Origin of the sequence: Pseudomonas sp. NPDC089395 (assembly GCF_044749525.1) — a bacterium.
In the GTDB taxonomy this organism is placed as follows: Bacteria; Pseudomonadota; Gammaproteobacteria; order Pseudomonadales; family Pseudomonadaceae; genus Aquipseudomonas.
Genome location: NZ_JBIVID010000001.1, coordinates 826768 through 847580 on the forward strand (window position 1 = coordinate 826768; position 20813 = coordinate 847580).

Genomic DNA, 20813 nt, shown 5'->3' on the forward strand with positions numbered 1-20813 from the left:
GCGACTTGAGACACTGCATAAGGCGAAACCGTGACCTTTCACCTCCAAGCCGTGGGCCTGGCCTGCGAGCGCGACTGGCGCCTGCTGTTCGAGCACCTGCATTTCGAACTGCGGCCCGGCGACATGCTGCAGATCAGCGGCCCCAACGGCAGCGGCAAGACCAGCCTGCTGCGCCTGCTGGCCGGGCTGATGCAACCCACTGCCGGGCAGATCCTGCTGGGCGGCCAGCCCTTGGCCGAGCAGCGCCATGCGCTGGCCAGCATCCTGCTGTGGATCGGCCACGCGGCGGGCATCAAGGACCTGCTCACTGCCGAGGAGAACCTCACCTGGCTCTGTGCCCTGCACCAGCCGGCCAGCCGCGATGCAATCTGGTCGGCGCTTGAAGCCGTTGGCCTGCGCGGTTTCGAAGATGTACCTTGCCATACCTTGTCGGCCGGCCAGCAGCGCCGCGTGGCGCTGGCCCGTCTGCACCTGGCCAGCCCGCCGCTGTGGATCCTCGATGAACCCTTCACTGCGCTCGACAAGCAAGGCGTGGCGCAGCTCGAAGCGCACCTGGCGGCCCATTGCGAGCAGGGCGGTACGGTGGTGCTGACCACCCACCACACCCTGGAACGCAAGCCCTCCGGTTACCGTGAACTCAACCTGGGGCAATGGGCAGCATGAGCGTATTCATCCTGTTGTTGCGCCGCGAAGCGCGCCTGCTGTTCCGCCGCCCGGCCGAGCTGGCCAACCCGTTGGTATTCTTCGCCATCGTCGTGGCGTTGTTCCCGTTGGCGGTAGGCCCAGAAAGCCAATTGTTGCAAACCTTGTCACCGGGACTGGTCTGGGTCGCGGCGCTGCTGGCCGTGCTGCTGTCGCTCGATGGCCTGTTTCGCAGCGATTTCGAGGATGGCTCGCTGGAGCAGTGGGTGCTGTCGCCACACCCCTTGGCCATGCTGGTGCTGGCCAAGGTGTTGGCGCACTGGATCTTTTCTGGCCTGGCACTGGTATTGTTGGCGCCACTGCTGGCGCTGATGCTGGGCTTGCCGAGCCATTGCCTGCCGGTGTTGCTTGGCTCACTGTTGCTGGGTACGCCGGTGTTGAGCCTGCTGGGCGCGGTCGGCGCGGCGCTGACGGTCGGTCTCAAGCGCGGTGGTTTGCTGCTGGCGTTGCTGATTCTGCCGTTGTATATCCCTGTATTGATCCTGGGCAGTGGTGCGTTGCAGGCGGCGTTGCAGAATATGCCGGCTACCGGCCATCTGCTGTGGCTGGCGAGCCTGACTGCCTTGGCGGTAACCCTGGCACCCTTTGCGATAGCGGCCGGCCTGAAGATCAGCGTCGGCGAATAACGAGTCCCGGGCTTTCAAGCCCGGCTAATACCCTGGATGTACCCTGATGAAAATGAGCTGGACGTGGTTCCACAAACTGGGTTCCCCCAAATGGTTCTATGCCATCAGCGGCCGCATGCTGCCGTGGCTGACCGTCTCCGCCATCCTGCTGCTGGCCACCGGCGTGATCTGGGGCCTGGCCTTCGCCCCAGAGGACTATCAGCAAGGCAACAGTTTCCGCATCATCTACATCCACGTGCCGGCGGCCATGCTCGCCCAATCGTGCTACGTGCTGCTGGCGGTGGCCGGGGTGGTCGGGCTGGTATGGAAGATGAAGCTGGCCGACGTCGCCCTGCAATGCGCGGCCCCCATCGGCGCCTGGATGACCGCTGTGGCACTGGTTACCGGGGCGATCTGGGGCAAACCGACCTGGGGCAGCTGGTGGGTCTGGGATGCACGCCTGACCTCGATGCTGATCCTGTTGTTCCTGTATTTCGGCATCATTGCCCTGGGCCAGGCCATCACCAACCGTGACAGCGCGGCCAAGGCCTGCGCGGTGCTGGCCATCGTCGGTGTGATCAACATTCCGATCATCAAGTACTCGGTGGAGTGGTGGAACACCCTGCACCAGGGGGCCACCTTCACCCTCACCGAAAAGCCCGCCATGCCAGTCGAAATGTGGCTGCCGCTGCTGTGCACGGCACTGGGCTTCTATTGCTTCTTCGGCGCGGTGCTGTTGCTGCGCATGCGCCTTGAAGTGCTCAAGCGCGAGGCGCGTACCAGTTGGGTCAAGGATGAAGTGTTGAACAGCCTGGGTCGGAGGGCCGCGTGATGAGCTTTTCTTCATTCGGCGATTTTCTCGCCATGGGCCACCATGGCCTGTACGTCTGGTCGGCCTATGGCATCTGCCTGACGGTGCTGGCGGTCAATGTCGCAGCGCCCATGCTGGCCCGCCGTCGCTACCTGCAAGAAGAGGCGCGCCGTCTGCGCCGGGAGAACAACCTGTGAATCCGCAGCGCAAGAAACGCCTGTTCCTGATCCTCGGCCTGCTGGCCGGGGTCGCGGTGGCCGTCGGCTTTGCCTTGAGCGCCCTGCAGCAGAACATCAACCTGTTCTACACCCCCACCCAGATCGCCAATGGCGAGGCACCGCAGGACACACGCATTCGCGCGGGCGGCATGGTCGAGAAGGGCTCGGTGCAGCGCTCGGCCGACTCGCTCGACGTGCGCTTCGTGGTCACCGACTTCAACAAGTCGGTGCCGATCACCTACCGCGGCATCCTCCCGGACCTGTTCCGTGAAGGACAGGGCATCGTCGCCCTGGGCAAGGTCAATGGCGAAGGCGTGGTGGTGGCCGACGAGGTGCTGGCCAAGCACGACGAGAAGTACATGCCGCCTGAAGTCACCAAGGCCTTGAAGGAAAGCGGCCAGGCGGAGGCCAAGCCATGAACGCGGCCCTGGTGATCCCCGAACTCGGCCAGTTGGCGATGATCCTGGCGATCTGCTTCGCCGCCGTGCAGGCCACCGTGCCGCTGCTCGGCGCCTGGCGCGGCGACAGCCTGTGGATGGGCCTGGCGCGCCCGGCAGCCTGGGGGCAGTTCGCCTTCCTGGCCTTTGCCTTCGCCTGCCTCAGCCATGCCTTCATGACCGACAACTTCTCGGTGGCCTATGTGGCCAGCAACTCCAACAGCGCCTTGCCCTGGTACTACAAGTTCAGTGCCGTGTGGGGCGCGCACGAAGGCTCGCTGCTGCTCTGGGCCTTGATCCTCGGGGGCTGGACCTTCGCCGTGTCGGTGTTCTCGCGGCAGTTGCCGCAAGTGATGCTGGCCCGGGTGCTGGCGGTGATGGGCATGATCAGCGTGGGCTTCCTGAGCTTCCTGATCGTTACCTCCAACCCCTTCGAGCGCCTGCTGCCGCAAGTGCCGATGGACGGTCGCGACCTCAATCCGCTGCTGCAGGATTTTGGCCTGATCGTTCACCCTCCGATGCTGTACATGGGCTATGTGGGCTTTTCGGTGGCCTTCGCCTTCGCCATCGCCGCACTGCTCGGCGGGCGCCTGGATGCCGCCTGGGCGCGCTGGTCGCGGCCATGGACCATCGTCGCCTGGGCGTTTCTCGGGGTGGGCATCACCCTGGGCTCCTGGTGGGCCTACTACGAGCTCGGTTGGGGCGGCTGGTGGTTCTGGGACCCGGTGGAAAACGCCTCGTTCATGCCGTGGCTGGTGGGCACGGCGCTGATCCACTCGCTGGCGGTGACCGAAAAGCGCGGGGTGTTCAAGAGCTGGACGGTGCTGCTGGCGATCGCCGCGTTCTCCCTGAGCCTGCTGGGCACCTTCCTGGTGCGTTCCGGTGTGCTGACCTCGGTGCACGCGTTTGCCTCCGACCCGGCGCGCGGCGTGTTCATCCTGATTTTCCTGCTGTTCGTGGTCGGCGGCTCGCTGACCCTGTTCGCCCTGCGCGCGCCGGTGGTCAAGAGCCAGGTGGGCTTTGCCCTGTGGTCGCGCGAGACACTGCTGCTGGCCAACAACCTGGTGCTGGTGGTGGCTGCCTCGATGATCCTGCTCGGCACCCTTTACCCGCTGGTGCTCGATGCCCTGACCGGGGCCAAGCTGTCGGTCGGGCCGCCTTACTTCGACGCCCTGTTCCTGCCTCTGATGGCGCTGCTGATGGTGGTGCTCGGCATTGGCGTGGTGGTGCGCTGGAAAGACACCCCAGGCAAGTGGCTGGCGAGCATGATGACCCCGGTCCTGATCGGCAGCGCCGTGTTGGCACCGCTGGCCGGCTTCATCGTCGACGACTTCGACTGGCCGACCCTGACGGCCTTCGCACTGGCTGCCTGGGTGGTGCTCAGCGGGCTGCGCGACATTCTCGACAAGACCCGCCACAAGGGCCTGGCCAAAGGCGTGCGCGGCCTGACCCGCAGCTACTGGGGCATGCAGCTGGCGCACCTGGGCCTGGCGGTGTGCGCCCTGGGCGTGGTGCTGTCGAGCAACAACAGTGCCGAGCGCGACCTGCGCATGGCACCCGGCGAAAGCGTGGAGCTTGGCGGGTATCACTTCCTGTTCCAGGGCGCCAAGCACTTCGAAGGGCCTAACTTCATCTCCGACAAGGGCACCGTCGTGGTCAGCCGCGACGGCCGTGAAGTGACCACCCTGCACCCGGAAAAACGCCTGTACACCGTGCAGCAGTCGATGATGACCGAGGCGGGTATCGATGCCGGCTTCACTCGCGACCTGTACGTAGCCCTTGGCGAGCCGCTGGAAAACGGCGCCTGGGCGGTGCGGGTGCATATCAAGCCTTACGTTCGCTGGATCTGGCTGGGCGGTCTGCTGACCGGCCTGGGTGGTTTGCTGGCGGCCCTCGACCGGCGCTACCGCGTCAAGGTCAAGACCCGGGTGCGTGATGTCCTGGGCGTGTCTGGAGCAGCTGCATGAAGCGTTGGATCATGGTGGTGCCCTTGGCAGTGTTCCTGCTGCTGGCGGTCTTTCTGTACAAAGGACTGTTCCTCAAGCCCGACGAGCTGCCCTCGGCAATGATCGGCAAGCCATTCCCGGCATTTTCCCTGGCCTCGACCCAAGGTGATCGCACCCTCACCGAGGCCGACCTGCAGGGCCGTCCGGCGTTGGTCAACGTCTGGGCCACCTGGTGCCCGTCGTGCAAGGTCGAACACCCGTACCTCAACCAGTTGGCCGGGCAGGGCGTGGTGATCTACGGCATCAACTACAAGGACGACAATGCCGCTGCCTTGAAGTGGCTGGCCGAGTTCCACAACCCGTACCAGCTGGATATCCGCGACGAGCAGGGCAGCCTGGGGCTGAACCTGGGCGTGTACGGCGCGCCGGAAACCTTCCTGATCGATGCCAAGGGCGTCATCCGCTACAAGCACGTAGGCGTGGTCGATGCCACGGTCTGGCGCGAGCAGCTGGCGCCGCTGTACCAGGGCCTGGTCGACGAGGCCCGGCCATGAAGCGCTGGCTTGCAGCCGCCGTGCTGGGCATGAGCCTGGCCGGCGTGGCCAAGGCGGCCATCGATACCTATCAGTTCCGTGATGACGCCGAGCGTGAGCGTTATCAGCAACTGACCAAGGAACTGCGCTGCCCCAAATGCCAGAACCAGGACATCGCCGACTCCAATGCACCGATCGCCGCCGACCTGCGCCGGGAGATCTTCCGCATGCTTGGCGAGGGCAAAAGCAACCAGCAGATCGTCGACTTCATGGTCGACCGCTATGGTGACTTCGTGCGCTACAAGCCGGCGCTCAGTGGGCGTACCTGGCTGCTGTGGTTCGGCCCGGGGATCTTGCTGGTAGGTGGCTTCACGGTGTTGGCGGTGATCGTTCGCCGGCGCCGGGCACCGATTGCCCAGGGCGCGGAGCACTTGTCCGTGGAACAACGCGAGCGTCTCGCCAAACTGCTGGAAAAAGAACAGAACCATGACTGAATTCTGGCTTAGCGCGGGCCTGCTGTTGCTCGCTGCCCTCGGCTTTCTGCTGATCCCGATCCTGCGTGGCCGTCGCCAGCAGCAGGAAGAAGACCGTACGGCCTTGAACGTGGCCCTGTACCAGGAGCGTGTCGCTGAGTTGGCGGCCCAGCAGGCCGCCGGCGTGCTCGACGACGCGCAGTTGGCCGTGGGTCGCGACGAGGCCGCGCGGGAACTGCTGGCCGACACCGAAGGTGCCGACACCTCGCGCCAGGGGCACCTGGGCAAAGCCCTGCCTTTGCTGGCAGCGGTGCTGGTGCCGGCGCTGGGGCTGGGCATGTACCTGCACTTTGGTGCGGCCGACCAGGTTCAGCTGACCCAGGAATTCGGCTATGCACCGAAAACCCTGGAAGAAATGACCCAGCGCCTGGAGCGAGCGGTCGAAGCCCAGCCCGATTCCGCCGAAGGCTTGTACTTCCTCGGTCGCGCCTACATGGCCGAGGAGCGTCCGGCGGATGCCGCACGCACCTACGAGCGCGCCGTGGCGCTGGCCGGTCGCCAGCCCGAGTTGCTCGGGCAGTGGGCGCAGGCGCTGTACTTCGCTGCCAACAAGCAATGGAACGCGCAGGTGCAGGCGCTGACCGACGAGGCACTCAAGGCTGATCCCAATGAGGTCACCAGCCTTGGCCTGCGGGGTATCGCCGCGTTCGAAGGCGAGCGCTACCAGGAAGCGATTGATTACTGGACGCGCCTGCTGACGCAGCTGCCTGAAGGCGATGCCTCGCGCGCGGCCCTGCAAGGTGGCATCGACCGCGCCGCAGAGCGCCTGGGCGGGAACGTCAGCAAACCTGCCGCCGCGCGCCTGAAGGTGCGGGTGGAGCTGGCGGCGGCGCTCAAGGACAAGGTCAAGCCCGACGACACCGTGTTCATCTTCGCCCGGGCCAGCAATGGGCCGCCCATGCCGCTGGCGGCCAAGCGGGTGACCGTGGCGCAGTTGCCGCTGGAAGTCGAGCTGTCCGACGCCGATGCGATGATGCCGCAGATGAAACTGTCGGACTTTGCCGAAGTCCAACTGGTTGCACGTGTGTCCCGCGCCGGCAAGCCCACCCAAGGTGAGTGGATCGGCAAGGGCGCACCCTTGGCCACTTCGACCCAGGCCACCCAGCAGCTGATCATCGACAGCCCCGACCCGTAAGAGAACCCTGCCATGCACAGTACCGTTCGCCTCACCTTGATCACCCTGGCCCTGGGTTTATCCGCGTGTACAGTGCGTGAGCCGTATGAGCAGCCCTCGCCGCCGATCGAAACGGTTCCGTCGCATCCAGGGCCGGTGGTCAAGCCCTTGCCGGGTGGTCAGCCATCGACGCAACCGAGCAAGCCGGCGGCGATCCCCAAACCGATGCCGCGTACTTCCGCCAGCTTCGCGCCGCCACCGGGCGGTGCCAGCCACTGGGACCCCAAGCTTGGCGTCTACGTGCTGGAGAAGCAGCCCAACACGTTCTATCGGCAGCGTACCTACTACCGGTATGACAATGGCTGGAGCTGGTCGCTGAACCCGGATGGGCCATGGCAGGAGACTGACAGCAGTGGCGTGCCGGGCGGTCTGGGGCGGGCTTTCGCCCAGTAATTTGCGAAGCGCCTGTACCGGCCTCTTCGCGGGACAAGCCCGCTCCCACAGCTTCACTACCCCCTTTGAGTGCAGCAATGAGTTTGTGGGAGCGGGCTTGTCCCGCGAAGAGGCCAATACAGACAAACAAATCCCTGAACACCCATGCAGTACAGTTCGACCCTGTATTTGCGATTGACTGTGCCGCCCACTGACTCCGCATAATGCCCCCCTGATATTCAAGGAGGTGGCATGCGCAAGACAGTCCTGGTGCTGGTGGAAACCGTCGACGATTACCTGCCACTGCTCGAACAGGCCGGTTATCACCTGATTCGCGCGCCGACCCCACAGCTGCGCGCAGACGCGATCCAGCGCCATGCCACCGAGATCGACGCGGTGCTGACCCGCGGCCCCCTGGGCCTGACCGCTGCCGAAATCCAGGCACTGCCGGCGCTGCAGATCATCTGCGTGATCGGCGCCGGTTACGAGCAGGTCGATCTGCCCGCCGCCGCTGCCCGCGGTATCACCGTCACCAACGGCGCTGGTGCCAACGCCGCCGCCGTTGCCGACCACACCCTGGCCATGCTGCTGGCGCTGCTGCGCGATATCCCCCGCGCCGATGCCAGCACCCGCCGTGGCGAGTGGAATCGGGTCATCAGCCCTTCGGTCAGCGGCAAACGCCTGGGCATCCTCGGCCTGGGTGCAGTCGGCCAGGCGATCGCCAAACGTGCCGGCCTCGGTTTTGACATGAGCGTCAGCTACCACAGCCGCACCCCGCGCCAGGACGTGCCCTACACCTGGTACGACACCCCGCAGCAGCTGGCCGATGCGGTCGACATCCTGGTAGTGGCCACCCCCGGCGGTAGCCACACCCGTCACCTGGTCGACGCCCAGGTGCTCGAAGCGCTGGGCGCCGAGGGCTACCTGGTGAATATCGCCCGCGCCAGCGTGGTGGATACCCAGGCGCTGGTCGCAGCGTTGCAGCAGGGTCGGATCGCGGGCGCGGCGCTTGACGTGTTCGACGATGAACCCGCCGTTCCAGAAGCCCTCAAGGCTCTTGGCAACACCGTGCTCACCCCCCATGTGGCTGGCCAGTCGCCTGAGGCTGCGCGAGACACGGTGACCCTGGTACTGCGCAACCTGCAGGCTTTTTTTGCCGGCGAACCGGTGCTGACTCCGGTTCGCGGGTAACTTTCGCTTTCAATACTGCCCGGCGCTGGTCGGGCCTCAAGGAGAGTGTGCATGCAACTCGAGATCTTCCAGGTCGATGCCTTTTCCGCCGAGCCGTTCGGTGGCAATCCCGCGGCGGTTATCCCCCTTGAACACTGGCTGCCGGATGCCGTGCTGCAGCGCATTGCCGAAGAGAACAACCTCTCCGAAACCGCCTATTTCGTGCGCAACGGCGAAACCTTCGACCTGCGCTGGTTCACCCCGACGGTGGAAGTCGACCTGTGCGGCCATGCCACCCTGGCGTCGGCCTATGTGCTGTTCGAGCAACTGGGTGAGCAGGCGGCCGTGCTGCGTTTCAACACCCGCAGCGGCGAACTGCGGGTCAGCCGAGACGCGCACGGACTGCTGGCCATGGACTTCCCGGCCAAGCAGCCGGTTGCCGTGGAGACGCCGGCAGGCTTGCTGGAGGCACTGGGCTTGCGTGCTGCCAGCGCTGTCTACCGCTCGGACGACTATGTGGTGATGATCGACGACGCCACCTTGCTCGACCCGCTCAAGCCCGACTTCGTTGCCCTGTCCGCCTTCGATGTGCGCGGTATCGCGGTGACGGCGCCGGGCCGCGGTCACGATTTCGTTACCCGTTGGTTCGGCCCTCGGGTGGGCGTCAACGAAGACCCTGTCACAGGTTCCGCTCATACCTCCCTGGCGCCTTTGTGGGCGGAGCGACTGGGCAAGCACGCGCTGAGTTGCGAGCAGGGCGGTGCACGAAAGGGCCAGCTGCACTGCCAGGTGCCGGACAATGGCCGGGTCATCATCAGCGGACGGGCGGCGTTGTACCTGCGCGGTAGCGTCTTCATCTGAGCCTGCGGGTGGGTCGGCGGGCCCTTGCTGGGGCCCGTTCTATACTTGAGCACCCACCCCTCGCAAGGAGCCCCACCATGACCCTGGAAAAACGCGGCAGCTGCCTGTGTGGCGAAACTCAACTGCGCGTCACTGTCGACAACACCCATATCAGCGCCTGCCATTGCAGCATGTGCCGCAAATGGACCGGCGGTCCGCTGCTGGTAGTGGATTGCAGCCAGCCTCCCGTCTTCGAGGGGCGTGAGCCCAGTGTCTACGACTCGTCCGATTGGGCCCAGCGCGGCTTTTGCGGCAAGTGCGGCACGCACCTCTACTATCGGCTCAAGGCCAAAGACTTCTGCGCGGTGCCGGTGGGTCTGCTCGACGGCGACGAAGCCTGGGCCTTCGACTTGCAGATCTTCGTCGAGCAGAAACCTGCCTGGTACTGCTTCGCCAACCAGACCAAGGAACTGACCGGCCAGCAGGCCTTCGAGCAACTGGGTTGACCTAACTGGCTTGCCAAACCCATGCATTCCTGCGAAAAGGGCGGTCTTGAAATTCAGCGTTGGAGCATGCCTTTGAGCCGCGAACTGCAAATCACCGACCTCGTCGAAGGCGACGGCAAAGCCGTCGTCAAGGGCGCTTTGATCACTACCCAATACACCGGCTGGCTGGCGGACGGCAGCGAGTTCGATTCATCCTGGTCGCGGGGCAGACCCTTCCAGTGCGTGATTGGCACGGGTCGCGTGATCAAAGGTTGGGATCAGGGCCTGATGGGCATGCGCGTCGGCGGCAAGCGCAAGCTGCAGGTCCCGGCGCACCTAGGGTATGGCGAACGCAGCGTTGGCGCGATTCCGCCGAATTCGGACCTGACGTTCGAAATCGAGGTGCTGGAAGTGTTGACGCGGGATGATTGAGTAGTCCGAGTCCTACAACTGGTTGGAATTGGACTACGCATCGAGTCGGTTACCGTCTGATTGAGACCGATAATCCAAGCGGTTAACCTTCCAGCTGTTTTGAACGAGGAAGGCCATATGTCCCCGAAATCCTATTTTTCCTCTCGCGTGGTTCGTGAAGCAAACGCTTTGCTGGTCGCGTCAGGTGCTCGAATGGAAATACCCTTGCCGCGTGAGTTGGCGGGGGTGGTCACAAGTACCAGAAAGACGCGTTCGGAGTTGAAAGCAGCATTCGAATCGGCCTATTGCCAGTTACGCAAGGAATAACTGTCTGATGGCCGATGGCTGCTACAACCATATTTACTCGATACTTGTGGAAAATGAGCAGGATACTCTCGGGATCATTGCTTATTCGCTATACAAAAGGCAAAAAATCGAATTCATCAAGGCGTTCAAAACCAAGCATGAGAGGGAGCCCAAGGATGAAGACCTGGCGCCTTTCCACGATGTGAGCAACAGCCCCACACAGCTCGAAATCTATCGAAACCAAGCGAGCCAATTGGTTCAAGGCTTTCTCGATGCCTCGATCTCTGCGCAGGCGATAGAGCTTGAGCAATATTACTCAGACAAGGCCAGTAGTGAGATCAGAAATGCCAAGCCGGGATTCTGGCTTGGTGTGGCACAGAGCCTGGTTGGGTCAGTCCTTTTCGTCTTCTTGCTCGGATTTCTTGTGTTCTTCACATGGAGCCTGAATCAAGGTCCGAAACAGGTGATCGAACAGGTTTTCGATATACGCATAATCGACTCGATTGCTGCAGGCGGTGCAGAGGAACGGCCCTCATCGCCATGAGTCCTGGCCGCACAGGAAATAATCCAGCAACAAAATTCCCTTATGATAATCCTTGCCTAGGGAACGGCATCCACACTCAGGAAGGAACCAAACGGGGCGATGGCACTCTGAGCCCTACTCGTTGCCAGGGACGGCATCCACTACACGGACGCCTTGGCCTTGTGCCGTTGGGCAATGTGGCGAGTCAATCCGATACTTTTTGCCACAAGAGCCCGCCTTTTCATGAAGTTGCCATCTTTCCTTCGGCGTCGTCGCCTCCTGCTGACGTGCCTGGCCTTGGTCGCCGCCGCGGTGCCCCTGGCGCTGGATGTGGTCGAAAGCCGGGCGCAGCCGGTCAACGGTACCCAGACCCTGGTCTTCCTGCGCCATGCCGAAAAACCGGGCGAGGGCCTCGGGCAGTTGAACTGCCAGGGCCTCAATCGCGCGCTGGACCTGGCCACGCTGCTGCCAGAACGCTTCGGCAATGCGGACTACGTGTTCGCGGCCAACCCTACGCGGGAAGTCGAGGAAGGTAGCCAGGACCAGAGCTACAGCTATATCCGCCCGTTGATGACCATCACCCCCAGCGCCATTCGCCTGGGGTTGCCGGTGAACATCGATTTCGCTGCCAATGACACCGACGAACTTGCCGAAGAACTGCTCAGCGACAAGTACCGCAACGCCACGGTCTATACGGCCTGGTCCCACGGTTACCTGCCGGAGCTGATCAACGCGGTGGCCGGCAAGGCCCTGGGTGAGGAGCGTGTCATTACCGAGGACTGGAGCGGTGATGATTTCGATAGCCTCTACGTCCTGACCCTGACCTGGCAAGACGGCAAGGCCAGCCTGCTCAGCCGCAGCGTGCGACAGGGCCTGAACGGCGGAGCCCATAGCTGCCCGACCTGATCGGCTGCTACTGTCTTGGCCAGGAAGCCGTGACAGGGAAGCAGCATGAAACAACGGGTAACGGTAATTGGCGCGGGAGTGATCGGCCTGACCACGGCCTATGCACTGGTGCGCGAGGGGCTTTCGGTGGACCTGATCGACGCGCGCGACAGCGTGGCGTCAGCCACCAGCTTTGCCAATGGCGGACAGCTGTCATATCGCTATGTGGCGCCGTTGGCGGACGCGGGCGTGCCTTGGCAGGCGCTTGGCTGGTTGCTGCAGGGGGATTCGCCGCTGCGGCTGCGCTTGCGCCTGGACCCGGCGCAGTGGCGTTGGTTGTTGGGCTTCCTGCTGGCCTGCCGGAAAAGCGTCAATCGCCGCAATGGCGCCCAGTTGCTGGAGTTGGCGCTGCACAGCCAGGCCACCTTGGCGCGCTGGCGCGAAGAAGACGGCCTGTCGGATTTCGCCTGGCGGCGCAATGGCAAGCTGGTCGCATTTCGCAGTGAGCGCGCCTTTGCCCATGGCCGTGAACAGCTGCTCGACCCTGCGCATCAGCAAGTGCTCGACACATTCGAACTGAAAGCGCTGGAGCCCGCGCTGACCGAGGCGCCTTTCATTGGCGGGGTTTTCACGGCGGCAGAAGAGGTGGCCGACTGTTACCGCTTCTGCGAGCGCCTGGCTGAGCGTTTGCGCGCCTCTGGGCAATGCCAATGGTTGCTCGGCAAATCGGTCACGCGCCTGCTCAGCCGCAATGACCAGGTGGTTGCGCTGCAGGTGGGGCAAGCGCAGCGCGAAGTGCAGCGTCTGGTACTGTGCGCCGGGCACCGTAGCGCCGGGATGGCGTTGCCGGGGTTGAGGCTGCCGGTCTATCCGCTCAAAGGCTACAGCCTGACCGCGCCGATCGGCACGGCGCAGCGGGCGCCGGAAGTCAGCATTACCGATTATGAACGCAAGATCGTCTATGCACGGCTCGATCAGCAGCTGCGGGTCGCGGCGATGGTGGATATCGTTGGCTTCGACGAATCGGTGGATGCGCGCCGGCTGGAAAGCATGCGCCGGCTGGCGCTGGAGACACTGCCCAATGCGGCGGATTACGGGCAGGCGGTGGAGTGGGCGGGGATGCGGCCAGCGACGCCGACGGGCGTGCCGATCATTGGGGCTACGGCTTATCGGAATCTTTGGGTGAATCTGGGGCATGGGGCTTTGGGATTTACCCTGGCCTGTGGCAGTGCAGAGCGGTTGGCCCGGCTGCTGCGTTGACTGTACCGGCCCTATCGCCGGCAAGCCGGCTCCCACAGTTACAGCACAGCCCTTAAGCATTGCGCCATTCCTGTGGGAGCCGGCTTGCCGGCGATAGGGCCAGCAAAGCCTACAAAAACCTTACCGCCCGAACCGCATCGGCCAGCCCACCACCTTCTTCACCCGTGGCGTGGCATAAGTGCGCACCTTGGAGGTACTCAACCCCATGCGCACCAGCGACTCGGCAATGGTCACCGCCGCGCTCACGCCATCCACCACCGGCACCCCGGTGCGCTGGCGAATCTGTTCATCCAGCCCGGCCATGCCGCCGCAACCCAGGCAAATCACTTCGGCCTTGTCATCGCGCACCGCCCGTTCAGCCTGCTCGACGATCGCCTCAACCGCACGTTGCGGGTCGGCCTCCAGTTCCAGCACGGCCAGGCCACTGGCGCGTACCGAGGCGCAGCGGTCATACAGGCCGGACAGTTTCAGGCGGTCCTCGATCAATGGCACGGTGCGGTCCAGGGTAGTCACCACCGAATAGGCATGGCCCAGGTACATCGCCGTGCTGGCGGCGGCATCGGTGATGTCCACTACCGGCACGTCGAGCAGCTCCTGCAGGCCTTCGCGGCCATGCTCGCCGTAGCCGGCCTGGATCACCGCATCGTAGGGGCCTTCATAGGCCAGTACACGGTCCATCACGGCAATGGCGGCCAGGTAGCTCTCGAAGTTGCCCTCCACCGACTCGGCCCCGAACCACGGGGTCAGGCCGATGATTTCAGTACCGGGCGACGCCACGCTACGCGCCTGTTCGGCGATGGCCTCGGTGATGGCAGCGGTGGTGTTGACGTTGGCGATCAGAATACGCATGGACATTCCTCCCTGATTCAGTGGCTGCTGTGGTCGACGGCAATGCATTCGCCGCTGACATCGAGGTATTGGCGGTTGCGCGGGGCGATCAGCAGGTACAGCGCGGCGGCGATGCCGGCACCGATCAGCCAGGAAAACGGCGCAATGGCATGGAAGTTGGGCACCAGGGCCAGGACGATGGCCAGCAGGGCGGCCGGCACGAAGGCGGACACGGCGCGCAGGTTGATCCCCTTGCTGTAGTGGTAGGCGCCGGCCGGGTGCTCGCTGTACAGCTCCGGCACGTTGATGCAGCCTTTTCGCAGCAACCAGTAGTCGGCCATGATCACCCCGTACAGCGGGCCAAGCAGGGCGCCCAGGCCGGACAGGAAGTACACGATCACCAGCGGGCTGTTGTACAGGTTCCACGGCAGGATGAGCACGGCCAGGGTGGCGCTGATCAGCCCCGCGCGGCGGAAGTTCAGGTGGCGCGGCGCCAGGTTGCTGAGCACGAACGCCGGGGCGACGAAGTTGGCCATGATGTTGACCGCCACGGTGACGATCAGGAAGGCCAGGCAACCCAGTACCAGGAACGGTGTGCTGGTGATGCTGGCGACGATCTGGGTTGGGCTGTCGATGATCTGGCCGTTGATCTGGAACTGCGCACCGCACAGCACCACGGTGATCATGGCGAACACCAGGATGTTCACCGGCAGGCCCCAGAAGTTGCCGACGCGGATGGTCTTGCGGCACGGCGAGGAGCGGGCGAAGTCGCAGAAGTTCAGCACCAAGGTGCCGTAGATCGCCAGCCACAGGGCGCCGCCGGCAAAGATGTTGCGCCACATCTCGGCACCGGTCAGTGGCTCGGTCACCGACCAGGCGATGCGTGCATCGGCCTTGAAGTACATGAACAGCGCCAGGCTGGCCACGGTCAGCAGGATCACCGGACCCGCGAAGGCCTCATAGCGGCGCACCATCTCCATGCCGTAGGCAAGGATTACCAGCTGCACCAGCCAGATCGCCACAAAGCACACCCAGCCCAGGCTCGAAAGGCCCAGCAGGCTGTCGTGGTCGAAGCTTGCCAGTGGCGGCCACACGGCCGTGAGCAGCACGCGCAGCACCACCGAGGCCAGGTAGGTCTGAATACCGAACCAGGCGATGGCGATGACTGCGCGGATCAGCGCCGGGATTTGCGCGCCGTGGATGCCAAAGGCGATGCGGCTGATCACCGGAAACGGCACGCCGGTCTTCTGGCCCATGTAGCCGGACAGGTTCATGAAGAAGTACACCAGCGCTGCACCGATCGCCAGCGACAGGAGGATCTGCCAGCCACCCAGGCCGAGGGCGAACAGACCCATGGCGAAGGAGTAGTTGGCGATGTTGTGCACATCGTTGGTCCACAGCGCGAAGATGCTGTAGCGCCCCCAGCGGCGGCCTTTGATACGGGTTGGCGCGAGGTCGCGGTTATGCAGGCGTGGGCTCAGTTCAAGTAACGGAAGTTCACCGACGAGGGTGGAAGAGGGGGTGGTGCTGGCGACGGATAGTTCAGGGGCAAGGTCGAGGCTGGTACTCATTCCGGCAGGCTCCTGATGCACGTGGACTGCGATGAGCGGGCATGCGCACGGGCTCGCCATCTCGTCGGTGCAGCGTTGGCATCACTGGGTTCTGGGCGCGACGGCTGACTTTTGGGTCAGCGTCGCGAGTTATTGTGTATTTATGTTTTGCAAAACTTGTATACAAAACACGAACACACAAAAGCGAGTTCCGTGCCAGGCGGAAAACGGCCTGCGGGTGGCCATTATTCTGAATCTATCTAGTTGAAAGTTAAGTTAATGAAATGGCGGAAATATAAACTGACCAAGTGAACAGGTTTAATTTTTTAGTGGGTGATTTAGTTGATCGATTGGTCAGAATTAGTTAAACGAAATGTGTAACGGATTGGGGCGTTACTTGGGGAAGTGCACACAAAAATGGCACCTATGGTGACATTCTTGTGTACAAAGATTGGTCGGCTTTTTTCTGTGCTGGCCCTATCGCTGGCTTGCCAGCGATAGGGCCGGTGCAGAAAACCTCAATCCATCGGCGGCAACCGCCGTTTCACCGGCGACTTCTTGATGATCGCCGTGTTGGTCTCGGCCAGCACATTGATCCGGTCCAGCAAGGTGTCCAGCTGTTCCATCGACCGCACATGCAGCCGGGCAATGAAGCAATCTTCACCCGTGACCTTGTCGCACTCGGTGAACTCCGGGATGGCGATGATCTGCCGTTCCACCTCCTGCAGTTGCCCTGGCAGCGGGCGGACACGCACGATGGCCTGCAACTGGTAACCGAAACTGCGCGGGTCGACATCGACCGTGTAGCCCCGCAGCACGCCTCGCTCTTCCAGGCGCCGCAGCCGTTCGCTCACGCTGGGGGCCGACAGGCCGCTGATTTGCGCCAGTGCCTTGAGCGAACGGCGTGAGTCTTCCATCAGGGCATTGATCAGCAGTTGGTCAATGGCATCGGTCATGGGCACCTCGTTAGGCGTGATTGCGGATTTGCCTTGATAGTAAAGGCGAACGAGTCACATGGCCTTGGTTATCCGCTGGAAGGCAAGCCGCTACCCTCCGCATACTAGGCCCATCGTCAACGGGAGGTGTGAGATGGACAGTTCATTGCGCCGTGGCTCGCTGGAAATGGTCGCCGCCATGCTGATTTCCGGGACCATCGGCTGGTTCGTGCTGGTCTCGGGCCAACCGGTGCTGGAGGTGGTGTTCTGGCGCTGCGTGTTCGGCGCCGGCACCTTGCTGGTGATCTGCGCAACGCTCGGTTTCCTCAAGCCTGGCGTCATCAGCCGCAGCGCCTTGCTCCTGGCGATTCTCAGCGGCGTGGCCATCGTCGGCAATTGGGTATTGCTGTTCGCTTCCTATTCGCGGGCGTCCATCGCCATTGGCACGGCGGTGTACAACGTCCAGCCATTCATGCTGGTGGGGCTGGCGGCGCTGTTCCTCGGCGAGAAGATCACCCTGCCCAAGGTCACCTGGCTCAGTGTGGCCTTCCTCGGCATGCTGGCCATCGTCAGCGCCCATGGTGCCGGGCAGTCCAGTGGCGACGAGTACCTGCTGGGTATTGCCCTGGCCCTGGGGGCGGCGTTTCTGTATGCCATCGCCGCGCTGATCATCAAGCGCCTGAAAGGCACGCCACCGCACCTGATCGCCTTGATCCAGGTGGTCACCGGCGTGCTGCTGCTGGCGCCTTGGGTCAAGCTGGGCGGGCTGCCTGGCGAGCCCTCGGCACTGGCCAGCCTGGTGACCCTGGGCATGGTGCACACGGGGTTGATGTACGTGCTGTTGTACAGCGCCATCCAGCGGTTGCCCACGGCGCTGACCGGGGCCTTGTCGTTCGTCTACCCGATCGCGGCGATCCTGGTCGACTGGTTGGCGTTCGGGCACCGCTTGGCGCCGTTGCAGTGGCTGGGCGTGGCGTTGATCCTGGTGGCGGCGGCGGGCATGCAGCAGGGTTGGTGGTTCCGTTCGGCGCAGGTGGTAGCCAAAGGGTAGAATGCCCTCTTTTACTTGCTTGCGACCCGCCATGACTTCGCCGATCCAGACCCTCGAACAGTTCCTGCTCACTGCCCTCGACCCCGCCCCGCAGGAAACCCGCCGCCTGTTCCATGGCCGCGGCCGTTGCTGGCCGGGGTTGGAACAGGTAACGGTCGACTGGCTGCAGGGCGTGCTGTCGGTGGCGCTGTTTCGCGAGCCGCTGCCAGGCCAACTGGCGGAGCTCGAAGCCATGCTCGGCCGCCTTGCAGCGCACCCGCTATGGGCCGGCCAGGCCATGCTGATCCAGCACCGTTACTTGCCCGACAGCCCAGGCCAATGGGTGTGGGGCGAGCCGTGCCAGCAACGGGAAGTGGTCGAGGACGGCCTGAGCTACCTGCTCGACCTCGGCGTGCGGCAGAACAATGGCCTGTTCCTCGACATGCGCTATGGCCGGCGCTGGGTGCGCGAACAGGCCGCAGGCAAGCGGGTGCTCAACCTGTTCGCCTACACCTGTGGCTTCTCGGTGGCGGCGATTGCCGGCGGTGCCGAGCAGGTGGTCAACCTGGACATGGCCAAGTCGGCGCTGTCGCGTGGCCGCGATAACCATCGGCTCAATGGCCACGATGCGTCGCGGGTGGCGTACCTGGGGCATGAGCTGTTCAAGTCGTGGGGCAAGGTGCGCAAGTACGGGCCGTATGACTTGATCATCATCGATCCGCCGACGTTCCAGAAGGGCAGTTTCGTGCTGACTCAGGACTACGCGAAGATCCTGCGGCGTTTGCCAGAGTTGCTGAGCGCGGGGGGGACTGTGCTGGCGTGTGTGAACGACCCGGGGATTGGGCCGGCGTTTCTGATCGAGGGGATGGCTGAGCAGGCGCCTTCGCTGGCCTTTGTCGAGCGGTTGGAGAACCCGCCGGAGTTTCCTGATGCCGATCCGGCGGGGGGCTTGAAGGCTTTGGTATTCCGCCAGGGTTGATGTTGTTAGTACTGGCCCTATCGCCGGCTTGCCGGCGATAGGGCCAGTACTGATCACATCAAGCTGAGATCCCACGCACCGCCATCGGGTACACCTGGGCAAAACTCACATTCTCGGTCTGGTCCACACGCTTCTTCAGCCGCTCGTTGAACGCCCGACTCACCGCATACTGCCCCCCGGAAATGGTGCGGAACTGCGCCGTAAGCACAAACCCGTTCAAATCCATCCGATCGACCCCAAACACCTGCAGCGGCCCCTGTAGGTTGATGCGCAGCAGCGGGTCGTCACTGATCGACTGGCCCACCTGATGGATCAACGCCAGCGATTCATCCACATCGCTGTCGTAGGTGAACTGCACCGAGAAGAACGCATAGGCGAACTGCCGCGACTGGTTGGTGACGGCCTTGATCTGGCCGAACGGCACCGAGTGCACGAAGCCCTTGCCATCGCGCAGGCGCAGGGTGCGGATGGTCAGGCTCTCGACCGTGCCGGCGTGGCCGGAGTCGAGCACCACCCAGTCACCGATTGAAATGGTGTCTTCGATCAGGATGAACAGACCGGTGATCACATCCTGCACCAGCTGTTGCGAACCAAAACCGATGGCCAGGCCGATCACCCCGGCACCGGCCAGCAACGGCGCCACATTGATACCCAGGTTGGCCATGGTGGTGATGGTGCAGATGATGACCAGCACCACCTTGATGGCGTTGCGCAGCATGGGCAGGATGGTCCGTACCCTTGTGCTGGGCTGGCGTGCCGCGCGGCGGCCGACCGCCGGCTTGAGCGCTTCCTGGATGGCAGTGTCGAGCACCACCCACAGAAGCCAGGTCACCAGCAGGATCAGGCCGATGCTCGACAGCGAGTTGCTGATCGCCTGGCCCAGTCTGTTGCTCAGGGCGAAGTCGATCACCGAGAAGCCCCAGATACGCCCAAGCAGTTCGATGAAGGCCACGGCCATGACAATGCGCAGCAACGCGTGGGCGAGGCTGCGCAACAGTTCCTTGTAGGGCCGCACCCGTTGCATGGCATCCACTTGGCCGGCGGCCAGCAGATGTTGCAGCAAGGTGCTGAGGAACACCGTCGAGACCAGCAGCACGGTCGTCAGCAGCGCCTTCTGCAAGGCTTTCTGGCTTTCTTCGCCGGCACCGATGAGGTGGATGGCCGACACCAGGATCATCAGCAGGATCGGCAGGTACCACAGCACCGAAAAGATTCGCAGGGTCTCCTGCACGGCGCGGTGTTGCTGACGGTCCTGGAGGGCGCGGTTGCGGATCAGGTGGGCGACCGGGCGGCGCAGGCGGATCACCAGGCTGGCGAAGATGAAGGTGGCAACCAGGCCGGTGGCCACGGCGATGCTGGCGGTGATGTTGCCGCCCAGCTGGCGGGCGATCTGCGGACTGGTCAGGGCATCGCTCCAGGCGGCGAGAAAGCCGATCAGAAACAGCGGGCGCGGAGCCAGGCGTTTGATCACCGCCACGGCAGCACGTTTGTGGCCGGCATCGAACAGGGTGACCAGACACAGAATGATCGAGGTCGAGAACAGGCCGCTGCTGGTGGCGTAGGCCAGGCTCAGGCCCAGCGCGCGGGCCACCGACGGGTCGAGAAAGCGGCTGACGTAAAGGGTGACTGGCAAGCTGGCCAGGGCGGGCAACGTGTACGGCAACAGATACCCAAGCAGGCTGCTGGCGCGTTTGCGCTGGCGCAGCCAAGCCCCGTTTGCACTGCGTTTGGCCAGCCAGCGGCCACCGCGGGTGAGCACGGTGAAGCTGACGGCCCAGGCGAGGGTCAGCAGCAGGAAGTTGCCGGCCAGTTGCAGCGTATCGTCGGCGTTGTGGCGATCGACCAGGCGTACCACTTCCTTGCTGGCGCGGTCGGTACGCAGGCGCCAGGCGTCGATCAGGTGGGCGTCGAGGTCGAGCTCCTGGGCGGCGCTGTCCAGGCCGTCGGCCAGGGCACCCAGCAGGCCGCCCTGGAGCATGGGCTCGGGGTCGGCGGGTTGTTCTTCGCTGGGGGCAGGGTCTGCGGCGAGCAGGTGGGTGCTCAGCAGGCAGCCGAGCAGCAGGGTGGTGAAGTAGCGCAGCACTGGAGTACTCCTTGGGCCGGGGTGAGCGGGGCAGGGTTACTCAAGGAACTGATGGGCGTTGGGCGGGGAAAGTTCGATGGAATTCTCAGGCCCTATCGCCGGCAAGCCGGCTCCCACAGGTATTGCACACGTCTCGAAGTCGGTGGCGTCCCTGTGGGAGCCGGCTTGCCGGCGATCAGGCCGGTACGACCTGCATC

Annotated in this window: 23 protein-coding genes; 19 read left to right on the top strand and 4 right to left on the bottom strand. The window is 63.8% G+C overall.

Going from position 1 to position 20813, the window contains the following annotated elements; all coding sequences use genetic code 11:
* Positions 1–30: 30 nt before the first annotated feature.
* From ccmA to ACIPZG_RS03925, 17 genes are all read left to right on the top strand, one after another.
* Positions 31–663: a cytochrome c biogenesis heme-transporting ATPase CcmA gene (ccmA, locus tag ACIPZG_RS03845; RefSeq protein ID WP_400641822.1), complete on the top strand. Its 633-nt coding sequence runs from the start codon at positions 31–33 to the stop codon at positions 661–663.
* The gene (gene ccmB / locus ACIPZG_RS03850; protein WP_008096270.1) at positions 660–1328 is read left to right on the top strand and encodes a heme exporter protein CcmB; all 669 of its coding nucleotides are present in this window, start codon (positions 660–662) and stop codon (positions 1326–1328) included. The genes ccmA and ccmB overlap by 4 nt, the downstream gene beginning before the upstream one ends.
* Positions 1329–1374: 46 nt before the next feature.
* Entirely contained in the window at positions 1375–2139 is a 765-nt protein-coding gene (locus ACIPZG_RS03855; RefSeq protein ID WP_008096272.1) for a heme ABC transporter permease, read from the top strand.
* Complete coding sequence (gene ccmD / locus ACIPZG_RS03860; RefSeq protein ID WP_008096275.1) at positions 2139–2315, top strand: heme exporter protein CcmD; 177 nt, start codon at positions 2139–2141, stop codon at positions 2313–2315. Before ACIPZG_RS03855 ends, ccmD begins: the two co-directional genes overlap by 1 nt.
* Positions 2312–2755: a cytochrome c maturation protein CcmE gene (ccmE, locus tag ACIPZG_RS03865; protein WP_400710361.1), complete on the top strand. Its 444-nt coding sequence runs from the start codon at positions 2312–2314 to the stop codon at positions 2753–2755. Before ccmD ends, ccmE begins: the two co-directional genes overlap by 4 nt.
* 11 nt (positions 2756–2766) lie before the next feature.
* Positions 2767–4740 (top strand): heme lyase CcmF/NrfE family subunit, encoded by a 1974-nt coding sequence (locus tag ACIPZG_RS03870; RefSeq protein ID WP_400710876.1) that lies wholly within the window; start codon positions 2767–2769, stop codon positions 4738–4740.
* Positions 4737–5273 (top strand): DsbE family thiol:disulfide interchange protein, encoded by a 537-nt coding sequence (locus tag ACIPZG_RS03875; RefSeq protein WP_400710364.1) that lies wholly within the window; start codon positions 4737–4739, stop codon positions 5271–5273. Before ACIPZG_RS03870 ends, ACIPZG_RS03875 begins: the two co-directional genes overlap by 4 nt.
* Positions 5270–5746 (top strand): cytochrome c-type biogenesis protein, encoded by a 477-nt coding sequence (locus ACIPZG_RS03880; protein ID WP_400710367.1) that lies wholly within the window; start codon positions 5270–5272, stop codon positions 5744–5746. The genes ACIPZG_RS03875 and ACIPZG_RS03880 overlap by 4 nt, the downstream gene beginning before the upstream one ends.
* Positions 5739–6920 (top strand): c-type cytochrome biogenesis protein CcmI, encoded by a 1182-nt coding sequence (gene ccmI, locus ACIPZG_RS03885; RefSeq protein ID WP_400710370.1) that lies wholly within the window; start codon positions 5739–5741, stop codon positions 6918–6920. Before ACIPZG_RS03880 ends, ccmI begins: the two co-directional genes overlap by 8 nt.
* Positions 6921–6932: 12 nt before the next feature.
* A complete protein-coding gene (locus tag ACIPZG_RS03890) occupies positions 6933–7352 on the top strand; it encodes a hypothetical protein (protein ID WP_400710372.1) in 420 nt (139 codons plus the stop codon).
* A gap of 231 nt (positions 7353–7583) precedes the next feature.
* A complete protein-coding gene (locus ACIPZG_RS03895; RefSeq protein WP_400710374.1) occupies positions 7584–8522 on the top strand; it encodes a 2-hydroxyacid dehydrogenase in 939 nt (312 codons plus the stop codon).
* Between the two features lie 51 nt (positions 8523–8573).
* The gene (locus ACIPZG_RS03900) at positions 8574–9362 is read left to right on the top strand and encodes a PhzF family phenazine biosynthesis protein (RefSeq protein WP_400710377.1); all 789 of its coding nucleotides are present in this window, start codon (positions 8574–8576) and stop codon (positions 9360–9362) included.
* A gap of 77 nt (positions 9363–9439) precedes the next feature.
* Positions 9440–9847 carry a GFA family protein gene (locus tag ACIPZG_RS03905; RefSeq protein ID WP_400710380.1) on the top strand — a complete coding sequence of 136 codons (408 nt, stop codon included), beginning with the start codon at positions 9440–9442 and terminating at the stop codon, positions 9845–9847.
* A 72-nt stretch (positions 9848–9919) separates the two neighbouring features.
* On the top strand, positions 9920–10258 hold the full coding sequence (locus tag ACIPZG_RS03910) for an FKBP-type peptidyl-prolyl cis-trans isomerase (RefSeq protein ID WP_400710383.1): 339 nt from the start codon (positions 9920–9922) through the stop codon (positions 10256–10258).
* A gap of 313 nt (positions 10259–10571) precedes the next feature.
* Positions 10572–11087, top strand: a complete 516-nt coding sequence (locus tag ACIPZG_RS03915) for a hypothetical protein (protein WP_400710386.1) — start codon at positions 10572–10574, stop codon at positions 11085–11087.
* Between the two features lie 222 nt (positions 11088–11309).
* Complete coding sequence (locus ACIPZG_RS03920; protein ID WP_400641830.1) at positions 11310–11972, top strand: histidine phosphatase family protein; 663 nt, start codon at positions 11310–11312, stop codon at positions 11970–11972.
* 45 nt (positions 11973–12017) lie between these two features.
* Positions 12018–13211: a D-amino acid dehydrogenase gene (locus ACIPZG_RS03925; protein ID WP_400710389.1), complete on the top strand. Its 1194-nt coding sequence runs from the start codon at positions 12018–12020 to the stop codon at positions 13209–13211.
* A 120-nt stretch (positions 13212–13331) separates the two neighbouring features.
* Here ACIPZG_RS03925 and ACIPZG_RS03930 read toward each other — a convergent pair whose 3' ends face one another.
* The 3 genes from ACIPZG_RS03930 to ACIPZG_RS03940 form a co-directional block, all read right to left on the bottom strand.
* The gene (locus ACIPZG_RS03930; protein WP_400710392.1) at positions 13332–14060 is read right to left on the bottom strand and encodes an aspartate/glutamate racemase family protein; all 729 of its coding nucleotides are present in this window, start codon (positions 14058–14060) and stop codon (positions 13332–13334) included.
* A gap of 17 nt (positions 14061–14077) precedes the next feature.
* Positions 14078–15610: an NCS1 family nucleobase:cation symporter-1 gene (locus ACIPZG_RS03935; protein WP_400710395.1), complete on the bottom strand. Its 1533-nt coding sequence runs from the start codon at positions 15608–15610 to the stop codon at positions 14078–14080.
* 497 nt (positions 15611–16107) lie between these two features.
* Positions 16108–16545: an Lrp/AsnC family transcriptional regulator gene (locus ACIPZG_RS03940; protein WP_008096305.1), complete on the bottom strand. Its 438-nt coding sequence runs from the start codon at positions 16543–16545 to the stop codon at positions 16108–16110.
* Between the two features lie 133 nt (positions 16546–16678).
* Here ACIPZG_RS03940 and ACIPZG_RS03945 point away from each other — a divergent pair, with 133 nt between their 5' ends.
* Positions 16679–17575, top strand: a complete 897-nt coding sequence (locus tag ACIPZG_RS03945; protein WP_400710398.1) for a DMT family transporter — start codon at positions 16679–16681, stop codon at positions 17573–17575.
* A 1-nt stretch (position 17576) separates the two neighbouring features.
* A complete protein-coding gene (locus ACIPZG_RS03950) occupies positions 17577–18533 on the top strand; it encodes a class I SAM-dependent methyltransferase (protein WP_400710401.1) in 957 nt (318 codons plus the stop codon).
* A gap of 58 nt (positions 18534–18591) precedes the next feature.
* Here the strand turns inward: ACIPZG_RS03950 and ACIPZG_RS03955 are convergent, their stop codons facing one another.
* On the bottom strand, positions 18592–20616 hold the full coding sequence (locus ACIPZG_RS03955; protein WP_400710404.1) for a mechanosensitive ion channel family protein: 2025 nt from the start codon (positions 20614–20616) through the stop codon (positions 18592–18594).
* Between the last annotated feature and the right edge of the window lie 197 nt (positions 20617–20813).